22 protein-coding genes are annotated in these 19,749 nt (G+C 35.4%); all 22 read right to left on the bottom strand.

The genetic code is table 11. The features are described 5' to 3' along the window. Positions 1–64: 64 nt before the first annotated feature. Positions 65–724: a sugar transferase gene (locus B151_RS17560; RefSeq protein ID WP_020401547.1), complete on the bottom strand. Its 660-nt coding sequence runs from the start codon at positions 722–724 to the stop codon at positions 65–67. Continuing rightward, positions 708–1,382 carry a PIG-L deacetylase family protein gene (locus B151_RS0100120; RefSeq protein WP_020401546.1) on the bottom strand — a complete coding sequence of 225 codons (675 nt, stop codon included), beginning with the start codon at positions 1,380–1,382 and terminating at the stop codon, positions 708–710. The genes B151_RS17560 and B151_RS0100120 overlap by 17 nt, the downstream gene beginning before the upstream one ends. Beyond that, positions 1,375–2,337 carry a methionyl-tRNA formyltransferase gene (locus B151_RS0100115; RefSeq protein WP_020401545.1) on the bottom strand — a complete coding sequence of 321 codons (963 nt, stop codon included), beginning with the start codon at positions 2,335–2,337 and terminating at the stop codon, positions 1,375–1,377. The genes B151_RS0100120 and B151_RS0100115 overlap by 8 nt, the downstream gene beginning before the upstream one ends. Then, positions 2,334–3,539 (bottom strand): DegT/DnrJ/EryC1/StrS family aminotransferase, encoded by a 1,206-nt coding sequence (locus B151_RS0100110; protein ID WP_020401544.1) that lies wholly within the window; start codon positions 3,537–3,539, stop codon positions 2,334–2,336. The genes B151_RS0100115 and B151_RS0100110 overlap by 4 nt, the downstream gene beginning before the upstream one ends. After that, positions 3,536–4,495, bottom strand: a complete 960-nt coding sequence (locus B151_RS0100105; protein WP_020401543.1) for a glycosyltransferase family 2 protein — start codon at positions 4,493–4,495, stop codon at positions 3,536–3,538. Before B151_RS0100105 ends, B151_RS0100110 begins: the two co-directional genes overlap by 4 nt. Further along, positions 4,496–5,320 carry a sulfotransferase domain-containing protein gene (locus B151_RS0100100; protein ID WP_020401542.1) on the bottom strand — a complete coding sequence of 275 codons (825 nt, stop codon included), beginning with the start codon at positions 5,318–5,320 and terminating at the stop codon, positions 4,496–4,498. Continuing rightward, positions 5,317–6,597 carry a hypothetical protein gene (locus tag B151_RS0100095; protein WP_020401541.1) on the bottom strand — a complete coding sequence of 427 codons (1,281 nt, stop codon included), beginning with the start codon at positions 6,595–6,597 and terminating at the stop codon, positions 5,317–5,319. Before B151_RS0100095 ends, B151_RS0100100 begins: the two co-directional genes overlap by 4 nt. After that, positions 6,584–7,378, bottom strand: a complete 795-nt coding sequence (locus tag B151_RS0100090; protein ID WP_020401540.1) for a phytanoyl-CoA dioxygenase family protein — start codon at positions 7,376–7,378, stop codon at positions 6,584–6,586. The genes B151_RS0100095 and B151_RS0100090 overlap by 14 nt, the downstream gene beginning before the upstream one ends. Beyond that, complete coding sequence (locus B151_RS0100085; protein WP_157470622.1) at positions 7,375–8,439, bottom strand: glycosyltransferase family protein; 1,065 nt, start codon at positions 8,437–8,439, stop codon at positions 7,375–7,377. The genes B151_RS0100090 and B151_RS0100085 overlap by 4 nt, the downstream gene beginning before the upstream one ends. Before the next feature lie 152 nt (positions 8,440–8,591). Next, complete coding sequence (locus B151_RS0100080; RefSeq protein WP_020401538.1) at positions 8,592–9,794, bottom strand: hypothetical protein; 1,203 nt, start codon at positions 9,792–9,794, stop codon at positions 8,592–8,594. Positions 9,795–9,822: 28 nt separating this feature from the next. After that, positions 9,823–10,863: a pseudaminic acid synthase gene (gene pseI, locus B151_RS0100075; RefSeq protein WP_020401537.1), complete on the bottom strand. Its 1,041-nt coding sequence runs from the start codon at positions 10,861–10,863 to the stop codon at positions 9,823–9,825. Beyond that, complete coding sequence (gene pseG, locus B151_RS19240; RefSeq protein ID WP_020401536.1) at positions 10,854–12,296, bottom strand: UDP-2,4-diacetamido-2,4,6-trideoxy-beta-L-altropyranose hydrolase; 1,443 nt, start codon at positions 12,294–12,296, stop codon at positions 10,854–10,856. The genes pseI and pseG overlap by 10 nt, the downstream gene beginning before the upstream one ends. After that, the gene (gene pseF / locus B151_RS0100065) at positions 12,293–12,979 is read right to left on the bottom strand and encodes a pseudaminic acid cytidylyltransferase (protein ID WP_020401535.1); all 687 of its coding nucleotides are present in this window, start codon (positions 12,977–12,979) and stop codon (positions 12,293–12,295) included. The genes pseG and pseF overlap by 4 nt, the downstream gene beginning before the upstream one ends. Next, positions 12,976–14,178: a UDP-4-amino-4,6-dideoxy-N-acetyl-beta-L-altrosamine transaminase gene (gene pseC / locus B151_RS0100060; protein WP_157470621.1), complete on the bottom strand. Its 1,203-nt coding sequence runs from the start codon at positions 14,176–14,178 to the stop codon at positions 12,976–12,978. The genes pseF and pseC overlap by 4 nt, the downstream gene beginning before the upstream one ends. A 5-nt stretch (positions 14,179–14,183) precedes the next feature. Further along, a complete protein-coding gene (gene pseB, locus B151_RS0100055) occupies positions 14,184–15,194 on the bottom strand; it encodes a UDP-N-acetylglucosamine 4,6-dehydratase (inverting) (RefSeq protein WP_020401533.1) in 1,011 nt (336 codons plus the stop codon). Between the two features lie 10 nt (positions 15,195–15,204). Beyond that, on the bottom strand, positions 15,205–16,539 hold the full coding sequence (locus B151_RS0100050; protein ID WP_020401532.1) for a nucleotide sugar dehydrogenase: 1,335 nt from the start codon (positions 16,537–16,539) through the stop codon (positions 15,205–15,207). 1 nt (position 16,540) lies between these two features. Continuing rightward, positions 16,541–16,756 carry a hypothetical protein gene (locus tag B151_RS0100045; RefSeq protein ID WP_020401531.1) on the bottom strand — a complete coding sequence of 72 codons (216 nt, stop codon included), beginning with the start codon at positions 16,754–16,756 and terminating at the stop codon, positions 16,541–16,543. Positions 16,757–16,890: 134 nt separating this feature from the next. Further along, entirely contained in the window at positions 16,891–17,109 is a 219-nt protein-coding gene (locus B151_RS0100040; RefSeq protein ID WP_020401530.1) for a hypothetical protein, read from the bottom strand. Between the two features lie 298 nt (positions 17,110–17,407). Then, positions 17,408–17,710 (bottom strand): type II toxin-antitoxin system RelE/ParE family toxin, encoded by a 303-nt coding sequence (locus B151_RS0100035; RefSeq protein WP_020401529.1) that lies wholly within the window; start codon positions 17,708–17,710, stop codon positions 17,408–17,410. Between the two features lie 2 nt (positions 17,711–17,712). Beyond that, positions 17,713–17,937 (bottom strand): addiction module protein, encoded by a 225-nt coding sequence (locus B151_RS0100030; protein ID WP_020401528.1) that lies wholly within the window; start codon positions 17,935–17,937, stop codon positions 17,713–17,715. Positions 17,938–17,973: 36 nt separating this feature from the next. Beyond that, a complete protein-coding gene (locus B151_RS20045; RefSeq protein WP_020401527.1) occupies positions 17,974–18,180 on the bottom strand; it encodes a hypothetical protein in 207 nt (68 codons plus the stop codon). A gap of 467 nt (positions 18,181–18,647) precedes the next feature. Next, on the bottom strand, positions 18,648–18,896 hold the full coding sequence (locus B151_RS0100015; RefSeq protein WP_020401526.1) for a type II toxin-antitoxin system MqsA family antitoxin: 249 nt from the start codon (positions 18,894–18,896) through the stop codon (positions 18,648–18,650). Positions 18,897–19,749 lie beyond the last annotated feature (853 nt).

The raw sequence follows: 19,749 nt of genomic DNA, 5'->3' as shown, positions 1-19,749 counted from the left end.
TTCTACTTTAGACCGGACGAATTTTAGGGAAGCTGACAGACGAATTTTAGGGAAGCCGACAAATTTATAAACTTATACTGTGACTTTCTATAAGATCCAAATACTCTTGGGGATATTCAAATTTTTTTCGTCCAAAGGTCATTTGAGTTATTACTGAAATAGTCTTAAAACAAATCTTCAAATCATAAAAGATGTTCTTGTTTTGCGAGTAAAGTACATCAACCCCTACCTTAACTTTCAAAATCTTATCGAAATAAATTTCTTCTGCGTTTTGGTCGTCAATAAGATCCTCAAGATGAGTATAATTAAAAATACTTCCAGGACTTGCTAAACCTGGTTTTACTTTCAGAGATTTTTTCAAAAAATCATCATAGTAATCTTTTACTATATCTTCGTCTTCCGGCCTTGGACCAATAAAAGCCATATCCCCTTTCAATATGTTAATAAGCTGAGGTAATTCATCTATTTTAGTTTTTCTAATAAATTTTCCAAACCAAAAAATTCGATCATCATCTTTTGATGTGATCTTAGACCCAGATTTGAAATTTTTCATGGATCTAAATTTATATAGGGTAAATACTTTACCATCCAATCCAACTCTTCGAGCTTCATATAATGTTTTACCTGGATCGCTTAAAAAAATTCCTAATGAAACGATTAGAAATAAAGGAGAGAGACTAATAATCAATATTAGAGAAAAAATAAATCTAATACACTTTACCATTTCGGAGTGCTCTTCGAATTGTCATAAAAGTTTCTGCAGATTCCATTAAACACTGATTACCCCATGCATAGGCTTTATTCTCTAGTGCTTTTAGTGAACGAGGATGAGGGTATTCTCTTAACTCTGTTTTATACTCAGCCATAGCTTTAATTTTAACCCCTAATGTAGAAGAAATATCTATCCAAGTGTCAGGTATAAAATTCCGAGGGTAACCCCATTCTGTTGAAGATGCTGTATCAAAAGCATAGACAACTTCAATAAATTCTTCTGTTGGCCTTGTTGCCACTAATATGGCTTCAAATAATATTTTATGATCCTGATTTACATCTCCCCCATATTGACAGTAAACAATATTTGGCTCAACCTCTCTAACCACATCTAATATGGGATCAATCAAGTCTGTGAGAACAACCGTTTCTAACTTTTGATCGGGATATTTTAGAGATATAACATCCTTTACGCCTAAAATCTCAGCTGCTTTATAAATTTGACTTTGGTGTTCCTCAGTTTTGTCATCATATCTTAATGAATCACCCTCACAAACTATCAATGAGGTCACATGATCACCTTTTTCTGTATGCAACGCTACTACACCACCACAACCTAATATTTCATCATCGGGGTGCGCAGCAATAACTAAGACTTTCTTTTTATCCATTAATATTTACTCCTTTGGGGAATCTATCATGCAAAGATTTACCTTTGAAAATGTCTTCATTTTTTTCAAGCTCATGAAAAACAATTGAACCACTCTCTAATTTAACTCTAATACCACAAAGTTCTTCTGTAAATGAATATGTGTGTTCTATAATATCACCTATACTAAACTCCTTTTCAGAGACTACATTTAAATCTGTATTAGGAGAAAAAGACGCTTTCCATACAACAAATTTTTGGTTATCAAATACAAAATAAGCTCCTGGGTATGGTTTTGTAAGTGCTCTTATAAAATTATATAAGACTTCAGGATTGGTATTAAAATTTATCTTGCCGTCGTCCGGTCTTCTTCTTGGCAAAAGATCAGAATCGTCGTGTTCCTGTTCTTGCCCAATTCTTCCATTTTTTTGAATCTCTGCCAATTTTGACTCGACCATTTCTTTATTTGATTTGGCTACTTTCAGATAAAGTGTTTCACATGAGTCATAATTATTTATCTCAAAAGTCTTTTGATCAATTATTTTCCCACTATCAATTCCCTTATCGAGCCACATTAAGGTATTACCGGTTTTATCGATACCGTTGATTAATGCCCAATTTATTGGAGCACTACCACGATATTTTGGTAAAAGTGAAGCGTGAGCTCCTATTGTTCCTATTTTCGGAATATCCAGCACTTCCTGATCCAATATCTGTCCCCAACCTATTACCATTAAAACATCCGGTTCAAGATCCTTTATTAATGCCTTTGTTACTTGGTCATTTATGTGATTGCATTCAAAATATTTGACTGACAATTCTTCACATAAGTTTTTGTAATTATAGGTACCACTTTTATTCATGCTCGATGAGACCGTAAGCGATAAGCATCCTACTAATTCAACATTATCATTTTTTTTTAAAAATTTAAGTGTTTCAACCCCTTCTCTGTGAAAACTCACGAACAGTATTTTCATTTTTCAACAACTGCTTTATATCCTTCTTCAATAGTTTTACATACAAAATGAGCTTGTTCCTCTGATAACTGAGGGTAAATAGGCAAGCTTATTTCTTTTCGATATAGTTTTAGTGCATTATCATACGAATGAACATTTTTCATGCTTTTAAAATATGTCAGCAAAGGAAGTGGTTGAAAATGCACATTCACTGAAACTTCTTGTTTTGCTGCATAATCAATTATGGCATCTCTTTCCTTTTCAGTTACTTTTAATCTCACTGGATAAAGATGATAACTTGATTTAATTTTAGAATCATACTTAGGAACAGACGCCCATTCTTTTGCCTGAAAAAAAATATTATAAATTGAATATATAGATTTACGTTTATCTAAAAGCTCATCATATTGTTCAAATTGACCTAAAGCTAAAGCTGCATTTAAATCAGGCATATTACATTTCATTCCTGCTTCTACAATATCATATTTCCAGTTGCCACCTTTGGATTTCGTAAAAGCATCCTTCGTCTGCCCATTAAGTGAAAACCTTCTCAACTCTGCATACAATTGCTCATTTTCGAAAGGTTTAGGTAAATTTAATGCAATGATCCCCCCTTCAGCAGAGGTAACATTTTTCACAGCATGAAGTGAAAATATGGTAACATCACACAAGGTACCTGAATAATTATTTTCAAATTTGGCTCCTAAAGAATGTGCAGCATCACTCAATATTAATATTCTGCCCAGATCTTTTTGCTTTTTGTTTCGAGGCCTAAATTTTTCAACTATAGCTTTCTCTTCTACAATCCTGTTTAAGGCTTCATAGTCTGCTGTAATACCTGCGATATCCACGGGCATAATAATTTTTGTCTTTTCTGAAATTACCTCTTTAACTGCATTTTCATCTATGGTAAAATCATCTTTGACATCTACCATTACAGGAACTCCTCCAGCATGTATTACTGCAAGAGCTGTTGCCGCATAAGTATAGACTGGAATTATTATTTCATCTCCCTCTTCTATACCCCACCACTTCATGAATAATATTGCACCAGATGTCCAGGAATTCACCCCTACACATGCAGGGATATCATATTTCTTTGCAATGCTATCTTCCAATAATTTTGTTTTAGGCCCAGTAGTTATCCAACCGGACTCTAATACATCATTTATATGTTCTTTAACATTTGAATCTATATAGGGAGGCGAAAAATCTACTTTCATTTAAATAACTTTTTAATCCCAAGTAAAAAACCAAGTCCATATCCAAAATGAATAAGAAAAGTAATAATTACTAATTTCATTTTATCCAAAAAATTAATTTCCTTTTGTATCAAAGAAAACCCTAAAATTAGGACTAAATAAATCAATAAAGGAATAACTAAATAAATAGAAAACAACATTATACTAATAGGTAAAACAAATAAATAAATAACAAATAATAATGGAATTATATGCCTTAGTTTTATTTCTGATTTCACCTTTCTTATAACTAAGGGTTTAAATAAGCCATATTGGTAATATTGTCGAAATAATGAAGAATAAGTTTCTCTAGGATAATACCAGAGTTTAATATCAGGATTCAAGAAAATCTTTTTCCCTTTGCTTTTTGCCCTGTAATGAAGTTCATCATCCTGATTACGCATTAATCTTTCATCAAAGTAACCGATATCATCAAATAACCCTTTTTTCCAAGCCCCATATGCCACGCTATCAACATATCCACGAAAGCTAATATCGTGCACCTTACTGCCACCAACCCCTACCTTACTTGAAATAGCAATTCCTACAACTTTTTGGAACTGATTTTTATATGCTATTCGATAGGGTCCCCCCACAATATCTGCATCTATTTCATCAAATGTTTTTAGAATAGTCAAGAAATAATCATCAGCGTACTTTGTATGAGCATCTATCCGTACAATCAAATTGGTTTTTGCATATTTTAAGGCTTTATTTAGAGCAAAAGGAACATATCGATCAGGATTATGATACAAATTGATGTTATCGTAAATTGCTTGGTATTCCCTTATAATATTTACCGTTTTATCTTCCGAAGCTCCATCAATAAATATAATCTCTTTGTTTTTAGGTTCAGATTTTACACAAAATTCTAATACGTCTTTTATATAACTTTCTTCATTATATACTGGACAAATAACAGTTATCTTATTGGTCATTTATTTTTTCCAATCCCCTAAATCTTTATTAAGTAATTTTTCTAACTTTTCAATTTCGGAATTAATTTGAGCAATCAATTCATTAGAAAATATATTTTCAGTTATATCATCTTCCCTGTTTTTATCTTTATAGACAATCTTTCTTATAAATGAATTGTGTTTAGCAAAATTCATGATTCTATAAAATTCAAGTTCTCTTAATTTATTAGCACTCCAATTTGCAACTTTCCATAAAAAACCAAAACGCAGTTTACCGCTCGGATTTACTTTCTTCTCCGGTAATTGAGAAAATTTCTCTATTGATAAAAATTTAGCTAAATCATCAAAGAAATTAGCTTGATCATTTTTAAAATCTTCAAATAATCTTATAAAAAGTTTATCAGATTCCCATTTATTTATGTAGGGATTTAGTAACCTTTCATATTCACAATTTTTAAGTAAATCCGGTTGTTGAGATACGGCTTCGATAAAACTGATTTCTGGGGGCAATTCTCCAGATTTTTTTCTATAGTTATACGCTGATAAAATAAACTCGTATGGGTTTCTTAAAACCGTAATTATTTTAATGTCATGATTATAGTTATAGATTCTTTCTGCTACCTTATTATTGTAAAAATACTTATTTGAGAGTTCGCCGTATTTCCCTGATTTTACATCATCAAATTTAGAGTGGTACCAATCAATTCCCTTTTTATAATTCTCATTAAAAAAATTAAGATCCTTGATTATTGGTAAAACAATATCATTATGATGCTTTAAAGCTTCATAAATATATGTTGTCCCACTTCTTCCCGGCCCAATATGTATGAAATTTACAATTTTCAAGCTTGTGAGTTAAAAATTAAAATCGATTCATGTTTTTTCTTTAGATTAATAAACCAAAGACAAGTAAAATAAAATGAAATAAATCCGATGAATGGTTTTGAAAATATATTTAACATATCAACAGGACTTGGGAAAAAAACTATAAGCGATAAAAATGCGATTAGCACTGCGCCCGACCAACTTAAGTGATCGAACCTATTATTTAAAACATGGGAAAATAAGGACATCAAGAATACCCAATACATAGTCACAAATAAATACCCGATTAATAAATTAGGGAAGAAAAAAACTGACGCTATAAGACCTGGTGTAGCACCAGCATCAACCCTTACTTGATATGGATTTATTCTTTCTGCATTTAAATTACTAACACTTCCTACATCAGTTTTTCTGCAATCATTTCCTATTAATACACATCCTCTATATTTAATTTTCTCAAACATCCCCGAGAGTACTTTCTCCTCTTCATCAGATTCCAAATATTCCGCATTAACAATTACTGAAAAATAATGCACACTTATTCTTTGTATTGTAATTAAGAGAGTATTCGATATATTTTCCTTTTTTAATAAATCAACCGTCCCTTCAAATCCTCTTTTATTTAAAAACCCTCCCAACACCACCAAGACAGAAATCAATGTAAGAATAATCTTATAATTAAGATCTTTTATTACATTTTTAAAATTATTAATGGATTTGTTCTTCCATACAAAATTTAAACTATTAAAAAGTAATAAAAGTCCAGCACCAATAAATAGCACATCTTGACTAGCATTGAACGACATAATAATTGAAAATATTATTATTGTAACAACAATTTTCTCTCTCGCTTTAATCGTAAATCCAAAAATTTTCTTAAATATTAAATACAACAAATAATTTTTTGACAATATTGACAAAGCAAATAACATAATTGGTATAAAACCTTCTTCGGAAAGATTGCTTTTATGCCTAAAATTTATACCATATTTTAATGAAAAATATACGGAAGAGAATAAGTAAAGTAAAACTAGTAAATAAACTAACAGTCTTTTTTCATATAGATTTGGAATCTTCTTGAAAATTAAAGGCAAATACACTTTTTGTTTATAGAAAATAGCAGTTATAACAAAAAACAAAACTACATATAAGCTATTCTCAATATGGTCATACTCTGAAAAATATAATGAAAATGCCTCAGGTGAGTATAAATGTGCAATCATCGGAACAACAAAAAACACAATATAAACTATCCCCCACACTCTGTAGGCACTTTTTGAAAGTTTAATTCTTTGCAAATTTATCTAAATAGTACTTGTTTTCAACTTCTAGTTTAATTTGCTTTTTTAAGCCATCCGAAATTTCAGTATCACTCATATATTGAGTTATTGCATATCTATGACCCTCATTAAGAGGTCTTCCCCTATGAATCCCACTCGTATCAACAACTATCACTGAACCTTTCTTGGCTTCACAAATTACTGATTTATATTCGGGAAACTTCTCTTTGACTTTATTGATTTCATCATCTTTATATCTAGTTTCTGATTTAGAAATTCCAAGATAATTATTGATCTTAAATTTGTCAGATGCATTGTGGGTTCCAGCGAGATATTCAAATGCACCGTTATATTCTGTGACATCATTTAGATATACAATATACTTTAACTGTCTTCTATTGATAGAATCCCTGTGCCACCCCCCACCACTTCCTTCATTTCCTGGAACAAACTTGGTTCTATTAGCCATTATAAATCTATACCGTTTGAACTGGTCAATGTATTTTTTAAAAACCTCAGTCAATCTATCATCTTGAAAAAGTTCTTTAAAGTCATCATTTAAAAGATCAATACCAAAAAAACGAACATCGCTATCTGTATTGTCTTTCCAAAAAAGTTCAGAATTTTGTTCTAACGTTTTATCAAAACTATTTTTAAGCTTTTCACATTTTTTTTCAGTTAGAAATCCTTCTAATAAAGATAACCCATTCTTCTTAACATCTTTATAGATAGAGCCCTCTGGATTTGCTTGCAAAAACTCATTGAGTTTGTATTTGATTTCAGATATAAAGTATTTCATGATTTTAATTGATTAATTTCCATTTTTAAAAAAATCATCGTTTCATTGAATGTATCCAAATTCCCTACAAAATGCTGTAATTTAGATTTGCTATAAGTAATTTCTTTGTTACTTATTGCTTTAATCAATTCATCGATATTCTGAAAATGATTTTGAATTAATTCATTTTCTAAAAAACCATAATTATCAATATTCTTTGAAAAAAAAGAACATTTATAAAAAAATTTACCCACAGCCAATGCTTCCAATGCTATCCCACTTTCATTAGTTAAAACCATCTCTGAACGAGCTAAATCGACAGGAAGTTTCTTATTAGAAATTTCATCAACCAAATTAGTTTTTAGCTTTCTTTTGTCTCTTGGATGAGGTCTGTATATAATTTTCCGTTCAGGAAATGCTTTTTTAAGCTTTTCGATACACTCTATGACAGGTTCTAACCTATCTAATTCATTTGTAGCAATTAATATTGCGTTGCCTTCACTTTCATGTGTAATCTCAAATTCTAATTTTTTTATCCTAAGGTCACAACCCAAAATGAATCTAACACGATTGTCTTTATTATCATAATGTTCTGCTGATTGTTGACTAAACAAATAATTGAGATCATGATATAAAATATTAGGCATATACTTACCGGTAGTGGAGTGCTGAATAAATACACATTTTGTATTCTTCTCTTTCAACTTATCAAAGAGATAAGTACTGTGTGGGCCATGATCATTAAATTTAATGGCCACCTTGAAATTCGGTAGCAAATCCAAAACGTTTGATATTCCAATAAACTCGAATAACCTGATATTATTTTTTAACAACAAGTCATCACTTTTAGCTTCTCTATAAAGATATTCAATTTTATCCCAAGAATATAAAGAGAAAAGTAAAAGCTGAACTTTGTTTATGCTCAGATCTACCGTTTTGTGTGAAAAACCTAATCCAATAATTGGATAATCAATTCTATTTTTATTTATAAAATCGGCAACTTGAAACTGGTTTTTAGTTAATACAAATTTAACAACTTCATCATTACTTAAATCAAATTTTGAAATTTGTTTAGTAGCCATTGACTTTAAAAGCCTCGAAACACCAAAAATATGAAGTATTTTTATTGCATAATATAATGTGTTAAAAATAATCTGTGGAATATGATATGATAGTTCAGCATAATCGTTAAATCTTTCCTCGGTATACCTGAAGCAATCTTTTAATTTATAATTCATTTAGTCTTTCTCGCTGTTGTAACTTTATAAAATGTAAAGCTCAAAATGAAAACTAAAGAAATCATTACTGATTTTGATATTACAACAGATCTTAAACTGTTTAGATCAGTAAAGAATAATGCCAACATTAAACTGAAGAGAATGAAAACAGTCACAGAAAACAATTGAATAATTATCAATACAGGGCTTTTTTTATTTCCAAAATAATATGGGTTTACAAAATGAAAGTAATTATATAACACAAAGCCAAATGACAATATTAAAATATCTGTGACAAATGGATATTTATAGAATTCTTCATTAATTAAATTTAAATAAGTCAACATATAATACGCTACTATTGGTATTATTAATTGACCTACTGCAAGTAGCAACAACAGCATTTTAGATAATTTAGAAAATCCAGAAAGTATCGATTTTCCCTTTCCAACATTCTTATAAATATCTGGATGAAATGTTTTTTTTAACGTCTCAACAAGTATAGTTGGTGAAGATGACAGGGTGTAAACTAAATTATAATAACCTAATTCAGTCAGAGATAAACCAACAATTGAATAAGTAAATTTTTCTACTCCATTGATTAAAGTAGATGTCGTTCCATATCCTGCTAAGTGAATATATTCTAAAACATCTCCCTTTTTAATTATTATAGACAGATATTTTATCGATGCTATTAAAATTGGAATATGAGATAGTATAAGAAGCCAAAGTAAAACTTCTAATTTCAGAGATCCATAAATATAGATAACACTAACAATCCCGGCAGCCACTAAAAATAATCTTAATAAAGAATGTGTAGCATAATATAGTTCTTTACTAAAAAATCTAAACTGTATTGAAAGATAATTATATAAAACAAATAACAATGAATACAAAAACAATAAAATCATATCTATGATACTTATATTGTAGAAATACCCAAACAGAAAAGCGCTGATTAATGTTAAGACAGATACTAGTTTAAAATGATAAATTTTTAAATTTATCACACTTTCTTCCCCAACCCCAAATTTTCTCATAAATTTATTGTATATAGGGCTAAAGATAATTGTGCTTACAGCAATTTGATATTGTGCATACAAAGCCCAAAACCCAAACTCATCAGTATTCATATATTTATTAGCAATAAAGACAATAAAAAATGGCAAGCCTTTATCAGTAACAGATCCTATAGTATTTAAGAGAAGTGATTTTTTCATTTCCTTCTCTTGATCATAAATTTCTCTTTCAATTTCTGGCTATAAGTTGATTAGTGATAGGAATACCTCTTTCAATATCATTCGAAGCTTCATTCTTCAATATTTCCTTTAAATATTTTGGATGCAATCCATATCCTGGCCTTATCGATCTTACATTCTTTTCCGTAAATTTCTCCCCTTTCTTAATATCCTTCACAGCAAAAAGAGAACGGGCAAATTTCTTATTCTTTTCCACCTTTTCAGAAAGTTCGTAGGTCACTTCTCCCAACGCCATTTCAGCGTCCCTTACCGCTTTGACCATTGAACTAAATTCTTTCAAGTCTAAGGAGAAGTCTGCATCAGGACCACCTATTGATTTATCAAGAATAAAGTGTTTTTCAATAACTTTTGCCCCCAAGCTGGTCGCTACCACAGGAACAGTGTTTCCAAGCGTATGGTCAGAAAGCCCCACTTCAACACCAAATCGCTCTTTCATATCAACCATCGTTTTCAAGTTGGCCAATTCAATTGGAGCAGGGTAAGATGAGGTACATTTTAGCAGAATAATTTCTTCATTACCAACATTCCGGCAGGTATCTATAGCAAGTTTAATATCCTCTTTCATGGCAATTCCGGTACTCATGATGATAGGTTTTCCCTTTGAAGCAGCATATTCTATTAACGGAATATCCTGTATTTCAAAAGAGGCTATTTTATATGCCGGTGTATTTAGTTCCTCAAGGAAATCAACGGCTGTTTTATCGAATGGTGAGGAAAAACATGTTAATCCTTCATCTCTGGCTACTTTAAATAGCTCCTCATGCCATTCCCAGGGAAGGTGAGCTTCCTCATATAAATCATATAAGGTTCTCCCATCCCATTGAGTGCCGTCATTGATTTGAAAATATTTATTATCACAATCGATAGTAATGGTATCCGGTCGATAAGTCTGGAGCTTTATCGCATCTGCCCCTGCCTTTTTTGCCGCCTTTACCGTTTCAATCGCAATAGACTTATCATGGCCATGATTAGCTGATAATTCTGCAATTATAAATGTTTTACTACCGATCTTAAAATTTCCTATTTCCATATCATTAAAATACTTTCTTCACCTTTAATGCTTACTTCTTTCTGAACTTCAAAACCGGCACGTTCAAATGCTTTTATTGAAGCAATATTTACTTTCTTTATATAAGCCCAAACCACTCTTTTTCCTTTCATTTTAATGAAATATTTAACTGCTCTTCTTAGCAATTCTACTGAGTAACCTTTACCTCTTTGTGAAGGTGCTACATTAATGCTAATGATCCAATTTTTATGTTCATCTATATCAAACCTGACAAATCCAATTTTCTGACTCTTTATTTTCTCAAATATTAAAAACAAACAATCAGAATCACTAAGTTTATTAACTACCCATTTCACATGTGAGGCATATTCAACTTTCTCCTGTCTGTAAGAATTTTTCCGTGCAACAGGATCATTCGCCCATTCAAAAAGATCATCTATGTCCTCTTCTGTAGCCTTCCTTACGCTTAATTCAATTTGAGATCTTAGCTTTTTAAACTCACTTTCTAACCTTTTAGAAATATTGGAAGGGTTTTTATGTTCGGGAAGCTCATAGTTTTCATTGGCAGCTTTTAATGCAATAGAAAAATTAGATTTACTGAAGTCATCGGCTGCATAGAATCCTTTTTTAGATACCAGCCCTTCATACATCACAACTTGATTGGATGTATAATGTCCAATAATTGCCGGGACTCCAACCACTAATACCTCCAATGAAATTCCACTTGCAGGTACTATAGCTAAGTCTGCCTTCTCAAGCTCATTTCTCATCTCTTTCGCACTAAGAGAGCTTTTGACATGAATCTCTAAATCCTTTCTTTCTTCTTTTATTTTATTCAATACATCTTGATGGTTGTAAGCATTACCAAGTACAATGGTGACCGTGTAACCTTTTGAAGGTAGCCAAGATAATAGTTTAGCTGTAAGATTCTTACTATCTGCACCCCCAAAACAGATGAATATATTCTTTATACCTTTCGAGCACTTTTCTGCTTGTGAGTTACTATCAAGAAACTCTGGCCTAAGCAAAGCATAATCAGGGCCTAATAAATATTTTGTATATGACTCTCCCTCATAATCATCTTTTGACACTCCAGGAGCATGATTGATCACTAAGTCTGCATAGAAATACTGATCGTGAAAATCATCAATACAAACTAATTTGCATCCTTTACTCTTTATCTGTTTTTGGTAATCGGAGTCAAATTGATACCCATCCAATGCCACGATTTCCTTTCCACAAAGTGATTCTAAAAAATCCGATTCTTTCTCAATATCCGTTATTTCCCATCCATTTTGAATGATCTCAGTTTTTAAAGAATCTGGAATTTCTAATGCATAAAAACGAATTGTAAAATCATTTGTCAGCATATGGGAAAGTGACATACACCGGACGATATGCCCTAATCCTATATCAGCACTTCCATCAGTTCGTATATATACTTTCCGTTTCATTTGGACAGCTTTGCTTTCATTTCCGCTAGCTTCCAGTCTTCTTCAGTGTCAATGTCCTGAACACTGGTGCTTGGTAATACAATTGCCCCACTATTTTTTCCAAAGAGTTTTTTCTCTTTAAGAATCCCTTCCACATTGAACCAATAGAACTGCCCTGCATCGTGGTATGCCTTAAGCAAGTCTTGTGAACGAGACTCCAGATATTCCGGCCAATTCATTTCTACTTTATCTTTTCCACTTAGCTTAAGGGAACGTTGTATCGGATAGGAAAACTCTACCACTGGAAATACAGTACTGAAGTTTTTATTAACTAACCTCTCATACGCATTTTCTAAAAAAATACGCTTAACCAAGGGAGCCGTTGGGTAGATACAACAACCACTTTCAAAATTCTTTCCCTGTTGCTCATACGTTTTTAACACTTCAATAACTACATCTACAGTAGTAGCATGATCATTTGCATTTTCTTTTGATCTCATGAACGGAACTTTTGCTCCGAATTTCTTAGCGACCTCAGCAATCTCTTCATCATCGGTAGAAACCATTACTTCCTCAAACAGGCCACTTTCCAGCACCACCTCAATAGAGTAAGCAATGATAGGTTTACCAAGGAAATCTCTGATATTCTTCCGTGGAATTCTCTTGCTTCCACCTCGAGCCGGTATGATTGCTACATTTTTCATCCGTAATATTCATTGATCTTATTAATTACGAAATCCTGTTGCTCAACAGTCAGAGTAGGATACATCGGCAAACTAATACAATGCTTGTAATAGTTTTCAGCATTTGGCATATCTCCTTCTTTCCAGCCAAACTGCCGATAATAAGGCATCAGGTGACAAGGGATGTAGTGAATCTGGGCAAAAATACTTTGTTCTCTCAGATAATTATACAGCCCCAAACGATCTCCTGCTTCAATCACATACAGATGATAAGCATGCCCTTCGACAATACCTGATTGTCCTTTTATAAACTCTTTTCCTTCAAAAGCTTTTTTATACGTTGCAGCAATTTCCCTTCTTCGTTCAATTCCCACATCCGCTCTCTTAAGTTGGCTAGTTCCCAATGCACACTGGAAATCGGTAATTCGGTAGTTGTACCCGAGCTCCTGCATTTCCATATACCAGTTGGGGTAGTTTTGAGTGTTTAGATTTGAATTTTGAGTTGTCCCAACTGCGAACTCTATGGAGTTTTTATACTCAGACTCGTTTTTTGTGATACCGTGTGTACGGAGCTTGAGAAGTTTTTTGTATAGTTCTTTATCATTGGTAGTGATCATTCCGCCTTCACCGGAAGCAATATGTTTTACAGGATGGAAGGAAAAAATCGCTAAATCAGCAAAGTTTCCGTTTCCACAATACTGTTTAGTGCCCTTGCTATCAGTAAAGTATCCACCTGGAGCATGACAGGCATCTTCAATGATCCACAGATCATATTCATCTGCCAGTTGTCGAAAAGCTTCGAGGTCAACGGCTCGCCCGGCAAAATCTACTGGGATAATTCCTTTATACGTTCCTTTAGGTGTAGACTCCAAAAGCTCCCTTACTTTATTGATATCCAATAGATATGTTGCTGGGTCAATTTCAGCAAAAACTACTTCACCCCCACAGTACAGAACACAATTGGCGGAGGCTGCAAAGGTAATGGGAGTTGTAATAACTTTATCTCCTTCTTCTACATTTAATGCAATTGCACATAAGTGAAGAGCTGCCGTGCCGTTAGAAATAGCTACCGCATATTTAGAACCAACATAATCTGCAAAAGCTTCTTCAAATTCGGCTATACGTGGACCTTGGGTTAGATAATCCGACTTTAAAGTCTCGACAACTGCCTGTATGTCTTCATCTGTGATATCTTGTCGACCATAAGGTATTGCTTCCATATTCATTACACCTCAAAGGTTGGGTCTACATGTTCTTTAATGAGTTTTCGAAGACTTTCCACCGTTTCCCATTCTTCATTTTCTCCGGAGTTATAGCGAAACCCTTGTTCGACAGGCTTAGCATTATTCTGCTCGATAAAATCTTCAAGCTTAAACCGGGGTACTTGAGGTAGTATTGCATAGTACTTTCCTAAATCATAGGTATTGAAAGAATCAGAAGAAGTAATCATCTCTTCATGAATTTTCTCACCAGGGCGAATCCCAATGACTGGTTTTTCGCAATCCGGACCAATTGCTTCAGCTACATCTGTAATACGGTATGATGGGATTTTTGGGACAAACAATTCACCACCCCACGCGTGCTCTAAGGCATGCATTACCATATTCACTCCTCCCTGAAGAGAAATATTAAAGCGCGTCATATTAGGATCAGTAATTGGAAGAACACCCTCTTTACGTTTATTCAAAAAGAAAGGGATGACAGAACCATTTGATCCCATCACATTTCCATATCGAACTACAGAGAATTTTATTGGATTCCATCCTCTTATGTTATTTGCTGCAATAAATAATTTATCAGACGTCAATTTTGTCGCGCCATATAAATTAATAGGTGCACAAGCTTTATCAGTTGATAAGGCCACTACGCGCTCAACTTCTGTTTCAAGACAAGCATTGATTAAATTTTCTGCCCCTAATACATTCGTTTGGATACACTCCATAGGGTTATACTCAGCAATGGGAACGTGCTTCATTGCTGCTGCATGGATTACATAATCAATCCCCTTTAAGGCTCGCTTAATTCGCTTTTCATCTCGAATATCACCAATAAAAAATCTAATCTGAGGATAATCATCATGAGGATATTCTTGCCCCATCTGGAACTGCTTCTGCTCATCCCGAGAGTAGATTACTAGTCTTTTTACATCCGGATATGTTTTAAAAATATGTTCGGTTAAAGCTTTCCCTAAGGAGCCTGTACCACCTGTTATTAGTATTGATTTTCCTTTTAGCATTGATTCTTATCTAAGCTTTAAAAATATGATTCTCGTTTTTAGCCACTAATCCATTCATCGCATTCCTCGTATCCACAACACACTCACTCCATTCAGCAAGTTCTGCATAATTTATATTGGAATGATTGGTAGAGATGATGGTTGCGTCAAAAGATGAAATAGTTGCTTTGTTCCACTCAACGGAGGTTGTACCCGTCCATTCAGCAAAATCCCTGTTTTTTGGAATGCTTGGAAGATAGGGATCATAATAAAAAACTTCGGCCCCATTCTTTTTCAGCAGGTCAAAGATCTTGAAGGTCGGTGATTCCCGCATATCATCCACATCCGGTTTGTAGGCGAGTCCGATCACGAGGATCTTGCTGCCGTTCATGGCTTTTTTATGGGTGTTGAGTGCGTGCATGGTGCGCTCTACCACGTAGCGGGGCATGTCGGTGTTCACCTCTCCGGCCAACTCAATGAAGCGGGTATGTTTTTCAAACTCGCGGGCTTTCCAGGTAAGGTAGAACGGGTCAATGGGAATACAGTGCCCGCCCAGTCCGGGTCCGGGCGTGAATTTCATGAAGCCAAAAGGCTTGGTGGCTGCGGCATCAATCACTTCATGTACGTCAATATCCATGGCTTCGTACACCACCTTCAACTCATTCACCAGGGCAATATTCACCGAGCGGAAGATATTTTCGGTCAGTTTCACCGCCTCGGCGGTCTTGCAGTCGGAGACCGGAACGGTTTGCACAATAGCCGTATCGTACATGGCGGTGGCCAGCTTGAGGGCTTCCTCTCCATGTCCGCCTACTACTTTAGGAATCCTGGCGGTGTTGAAATCCGGGTTACCCGGGTCTTCGCGCTCGGGGCTGTAGGCCACGTAAAAATCTTTCCCTGCTTTCAGTCCGGAGTTCTTCTCCAAAATCGGGATCATCAGCTCCTCGGTGGTGCCCGGCCAGGTGGTGGATTCCAGGATCACCAGCTGTCCTTTGCGTAAATATTTGGAAACGGTTTCGGTGGTCTGCTCCACATAGCTCATATCCGGCTCGCGGTGATGGTCGAGCGGGGTAGGCACGCACATGAGAATCGCATCCGCTTCATCGAGGCGGGAAAAATCGGTAGTGGCGTCTGCCTTGTCGGAATTGGCGAGGGTTTCCATCATCTCGGTTCCGAGGTGTTTAATATATGGGATGCCGTTTTTGAGGTTTTGGACTTTTTTATCGTCGATGTCAAAACCGAGTACGGGCATTCCTTGCTGGTGGAAGGTCCACATCAAGGGTAGTCCAACATATCCTAAACCTACAATACCTATTGTATAGGACTGGTCTTCAATTTTTTTAAGTAAACTATCTAATTGAGTCATTCTATAATTTTAAATATAAATTTTTTGCTTGGAAATAACCTTTACTTTCTTTTGTACCGACAAAAGAAACAAAAGCTCTCGGCTGCGAAAATAATGCTAAAACGGTCTCCATTACGCTAAAAGAAATCAATGCTCCTTCAAGAGCGTTGCTGGTGCTGAATTTATCAGCGGTATGATTTCTTTCTTTACGCTGCATTACGTCCGTTTCTTTACGCATTTTTTTCTAAGGCCGATTTGAACAGATGAACATCGAACATTCAACTTTGAACTTTTTTTCCGTGTCATCCTGTAATCCGTTTAATCCGTGGTTCAAAATGTTTTTTTGCTCGTTACGAAGGTCCTGCTTCAAACTTAAATTTCTTTGGAAATATATGGGTTATCTCGCCCTCCTCCCTCTTCATTTTGTCTTGATACAAAACGAAGCATCCCGAATTCTCGGGACAAGGCTGTAGAAAAAAGCCCTAAAAATGATTTTCCCGACTGCTCGGGACTCAAAGAAATCAATGGTCCTTCACTAGTGTTGCTAGTGCCTGGCCTCTCGCCGGTATGATTTCTTTCTTTACGCTTCATTTCATCATTTTCTTAACGGTCTTTTTTCTAAGGCCGAAGATTAATAGTTTTTCAGTAAACAGTTATCAGTTATTAGTTATCAGTTATCAGTTAACAGTTAACAGTTAACAGTTCATTTAATGTAATTCAGGCAATAATGTCTTCCGGTACGCAAGCATGGGTTTTAACCCTGGTGCTTTGATCAACACCCCAAGTAAAGCAGGGAGATCCCGGTTCTGCACCTCTCCCGTGTACACGGGACTGCGGTTTGACCGGCCTGCCTGCCTTTTGTTAGTTTGATTTCTTTTTTACCCATTTTTTAATTGTCTTTAGTAATCCTGTTTTTCCAATAGCCCGGTTTTCGGTGTAAATGGGCAACGGCCACCACCAATATTTCATCTACCCGGACCTGATACACAATCCCATAGGGAAACCGATTCACCAGGCATCTTCTGGTCCGTTCAGAAAATGGGTTCCATGCTTCCGTATTCTGTTTAATCCTTTTAAGTGTCGCCAATATTTCTGCAAGGAAATCATGCCCTAAACCTGCCTTTTGTTCTTCATAAAACTCAAACGATTCATCCATTTCTTGTTGTGCAGCATCTAATAGCCGGATCTCCATGCTTAATCGGCATCAATTTGGTATTTGGCAAAAGCTTCATGTACTGAAACTGCCTTGAGGGCCCCCTTCTCGTAGGCTTCTATTCTGCTTTCACATTCTTGCTTCCATAATGCATCAATAGCCTCATCCGGAGCATCAAGGCTTTTCATAAGCGCCTCAATTATAGTTGCTTTTTCTTTAGGCTCCAGCAATAATGCTTCTTTTAAAAGGTCATTTTTTTTACTCATATCTACCACCGTTTGTTTTAATGCTTAATTTATCATTTATGAAAGATTATTGTTGGGGTTCTTAAGCTTTAAAAATGATTCTCCCGACTGCTCGGGACTAAAAGAAATCAATGGTCCTTCACCTGGGCGTTGATCGATACCCCAAGCCTCTTCAGGGAGATCCCGGATCGGCGACTCTGCTCCGCCTCGTCTTGTCCGGGATGACTGCCTTTTATGAGTATGATTTCTTTCTTTACGCTTCATTTCATCATTTTCTTAACGGTCTTTTTTCTAAGGCCGAAGGTTAATTGTTTTTCAGTAAACAGTTATCAGTTATCAGTTATCAGTTCATTTAATGTAATTCAGGCAATAATGCCTTCCGGTTCGCAAGCATGGGTTTTAACCCTGGCTTTTCAGTGACAGTTGGCAGTGAGCAGTAAACAGGGAGAAATCTGTTTCATCCTGTAATTCGTTTAATCCGTGGATCAATATGTCAGTTTCTTTCAATTTCTTTGTTTTAACTGCCTGCTAACTTCCCAAAGAGTTCCCTTACCCTGGCGGGAGCGAATGCGGACGTTAGGGCAAGGGACAGGGATTGGGTTTTGCATGACAGGGCAACCAAGCCTAATCCACCACGCGGCTCAGCGAGACCGCGGTACGTTTTCTTAGTCATCCCATAATCCATTTAATCAGTAATTCTTTCTTCCTTCAATGTTCGGTGTTCGATGTTCTCAAGCTGAAAGCGACATCACTTCTACGATGCTGTGCTTTTCTTTGGCTTGTTTTACAATGGTTTCAATTTTGTCGGTGATGGCATCATCCAGCCATTCCATTCCGCATTGTGTACAGATGGTGGCCGGTACATTCCGGATGACTACTACACCACTTCCAAAACCTGCGGTAAAAGTAGTTTCCCCTTCTTCGAGACTTCCTCCGCAAGAAGGAGAAATGTCCGGTGTTTCTGATTTAGAATGTTTCATTTTTTTCGGGTTTTAAAAGTCAACTTCAAAATGGGTTTTAACCCTGCGTTTTCACTTACCCGTACTTTAACATGCCTTCATCCTGAAAATTTCTTTTCAATCTTATACAAAAGAGGGGCAAACTTAGGAAATTTGGCGCTCATCTAATACCCTAAATTATGAAGCTATCATTAAATATGATGCTTGAGATCGTTTACCGAGAGCAGTGCATGCTTCTTGTACCCAAATTTATGTTTTACCCCTTTTGGAAACCTACGTTGATGAATTATATGTGTTCATTAAAGCCTTATGATAAAAAGTATTTCTCTCAGGTTCAATGTTTCCCTTTCCCTGATCATTTTGTACTCGTTGACAACCCGGCCTGCGAAGCAGGGATTGGGTTTTTGTTGTGTAAGCAATTTTGTAACTCCAACCACACGAACCAGACCTATCTTACATTCCAAGCATTGCAGCCTTTGAGACCCCTCGCGATAGACTACCTCTTCCTATTTCAACTTACTACGCGACTCGGGGTGACAACCTTCGGAGGCGGTAATAATCCCAGTCATCCCTACCTCAACGGCAGGCAGGCTGAAATCCTGAAATCCCGGTTCAAAACGATGCACCCACCAAACCCTGTATGTTCTCAAAAATAACAAGTTCACCAACGAGTCCCCTTGCCCTGGCGGGAGCGAATGCGGACGTTAGGGAAAGGAAAAGGGAAAGGGTTTTACGATGCCGGCAAGGCAGGGAAAGGGTTTTCGTGGTTACGCTCATTCCCTTGGCAGGCTACGCAGATCTCTCCGCTGCATTGCGCTTTCCCGAATTCTCGGGATCGCTCCATTTCGGTCGAGATGACAAGGTCGGGAGAAAT

The organism is Gracilimonas tropica DSM 19535 (assembly GCF_000375425.1).
GTDB lineage: Bacteria > Bacteroidota > Rhodothermia > Balneolales > Balneolaceae > Gracilimonas > Gracilimonas tropica.
This window is presented reverse-complemented; position numbering and strand designations above follow the sequence as displayed.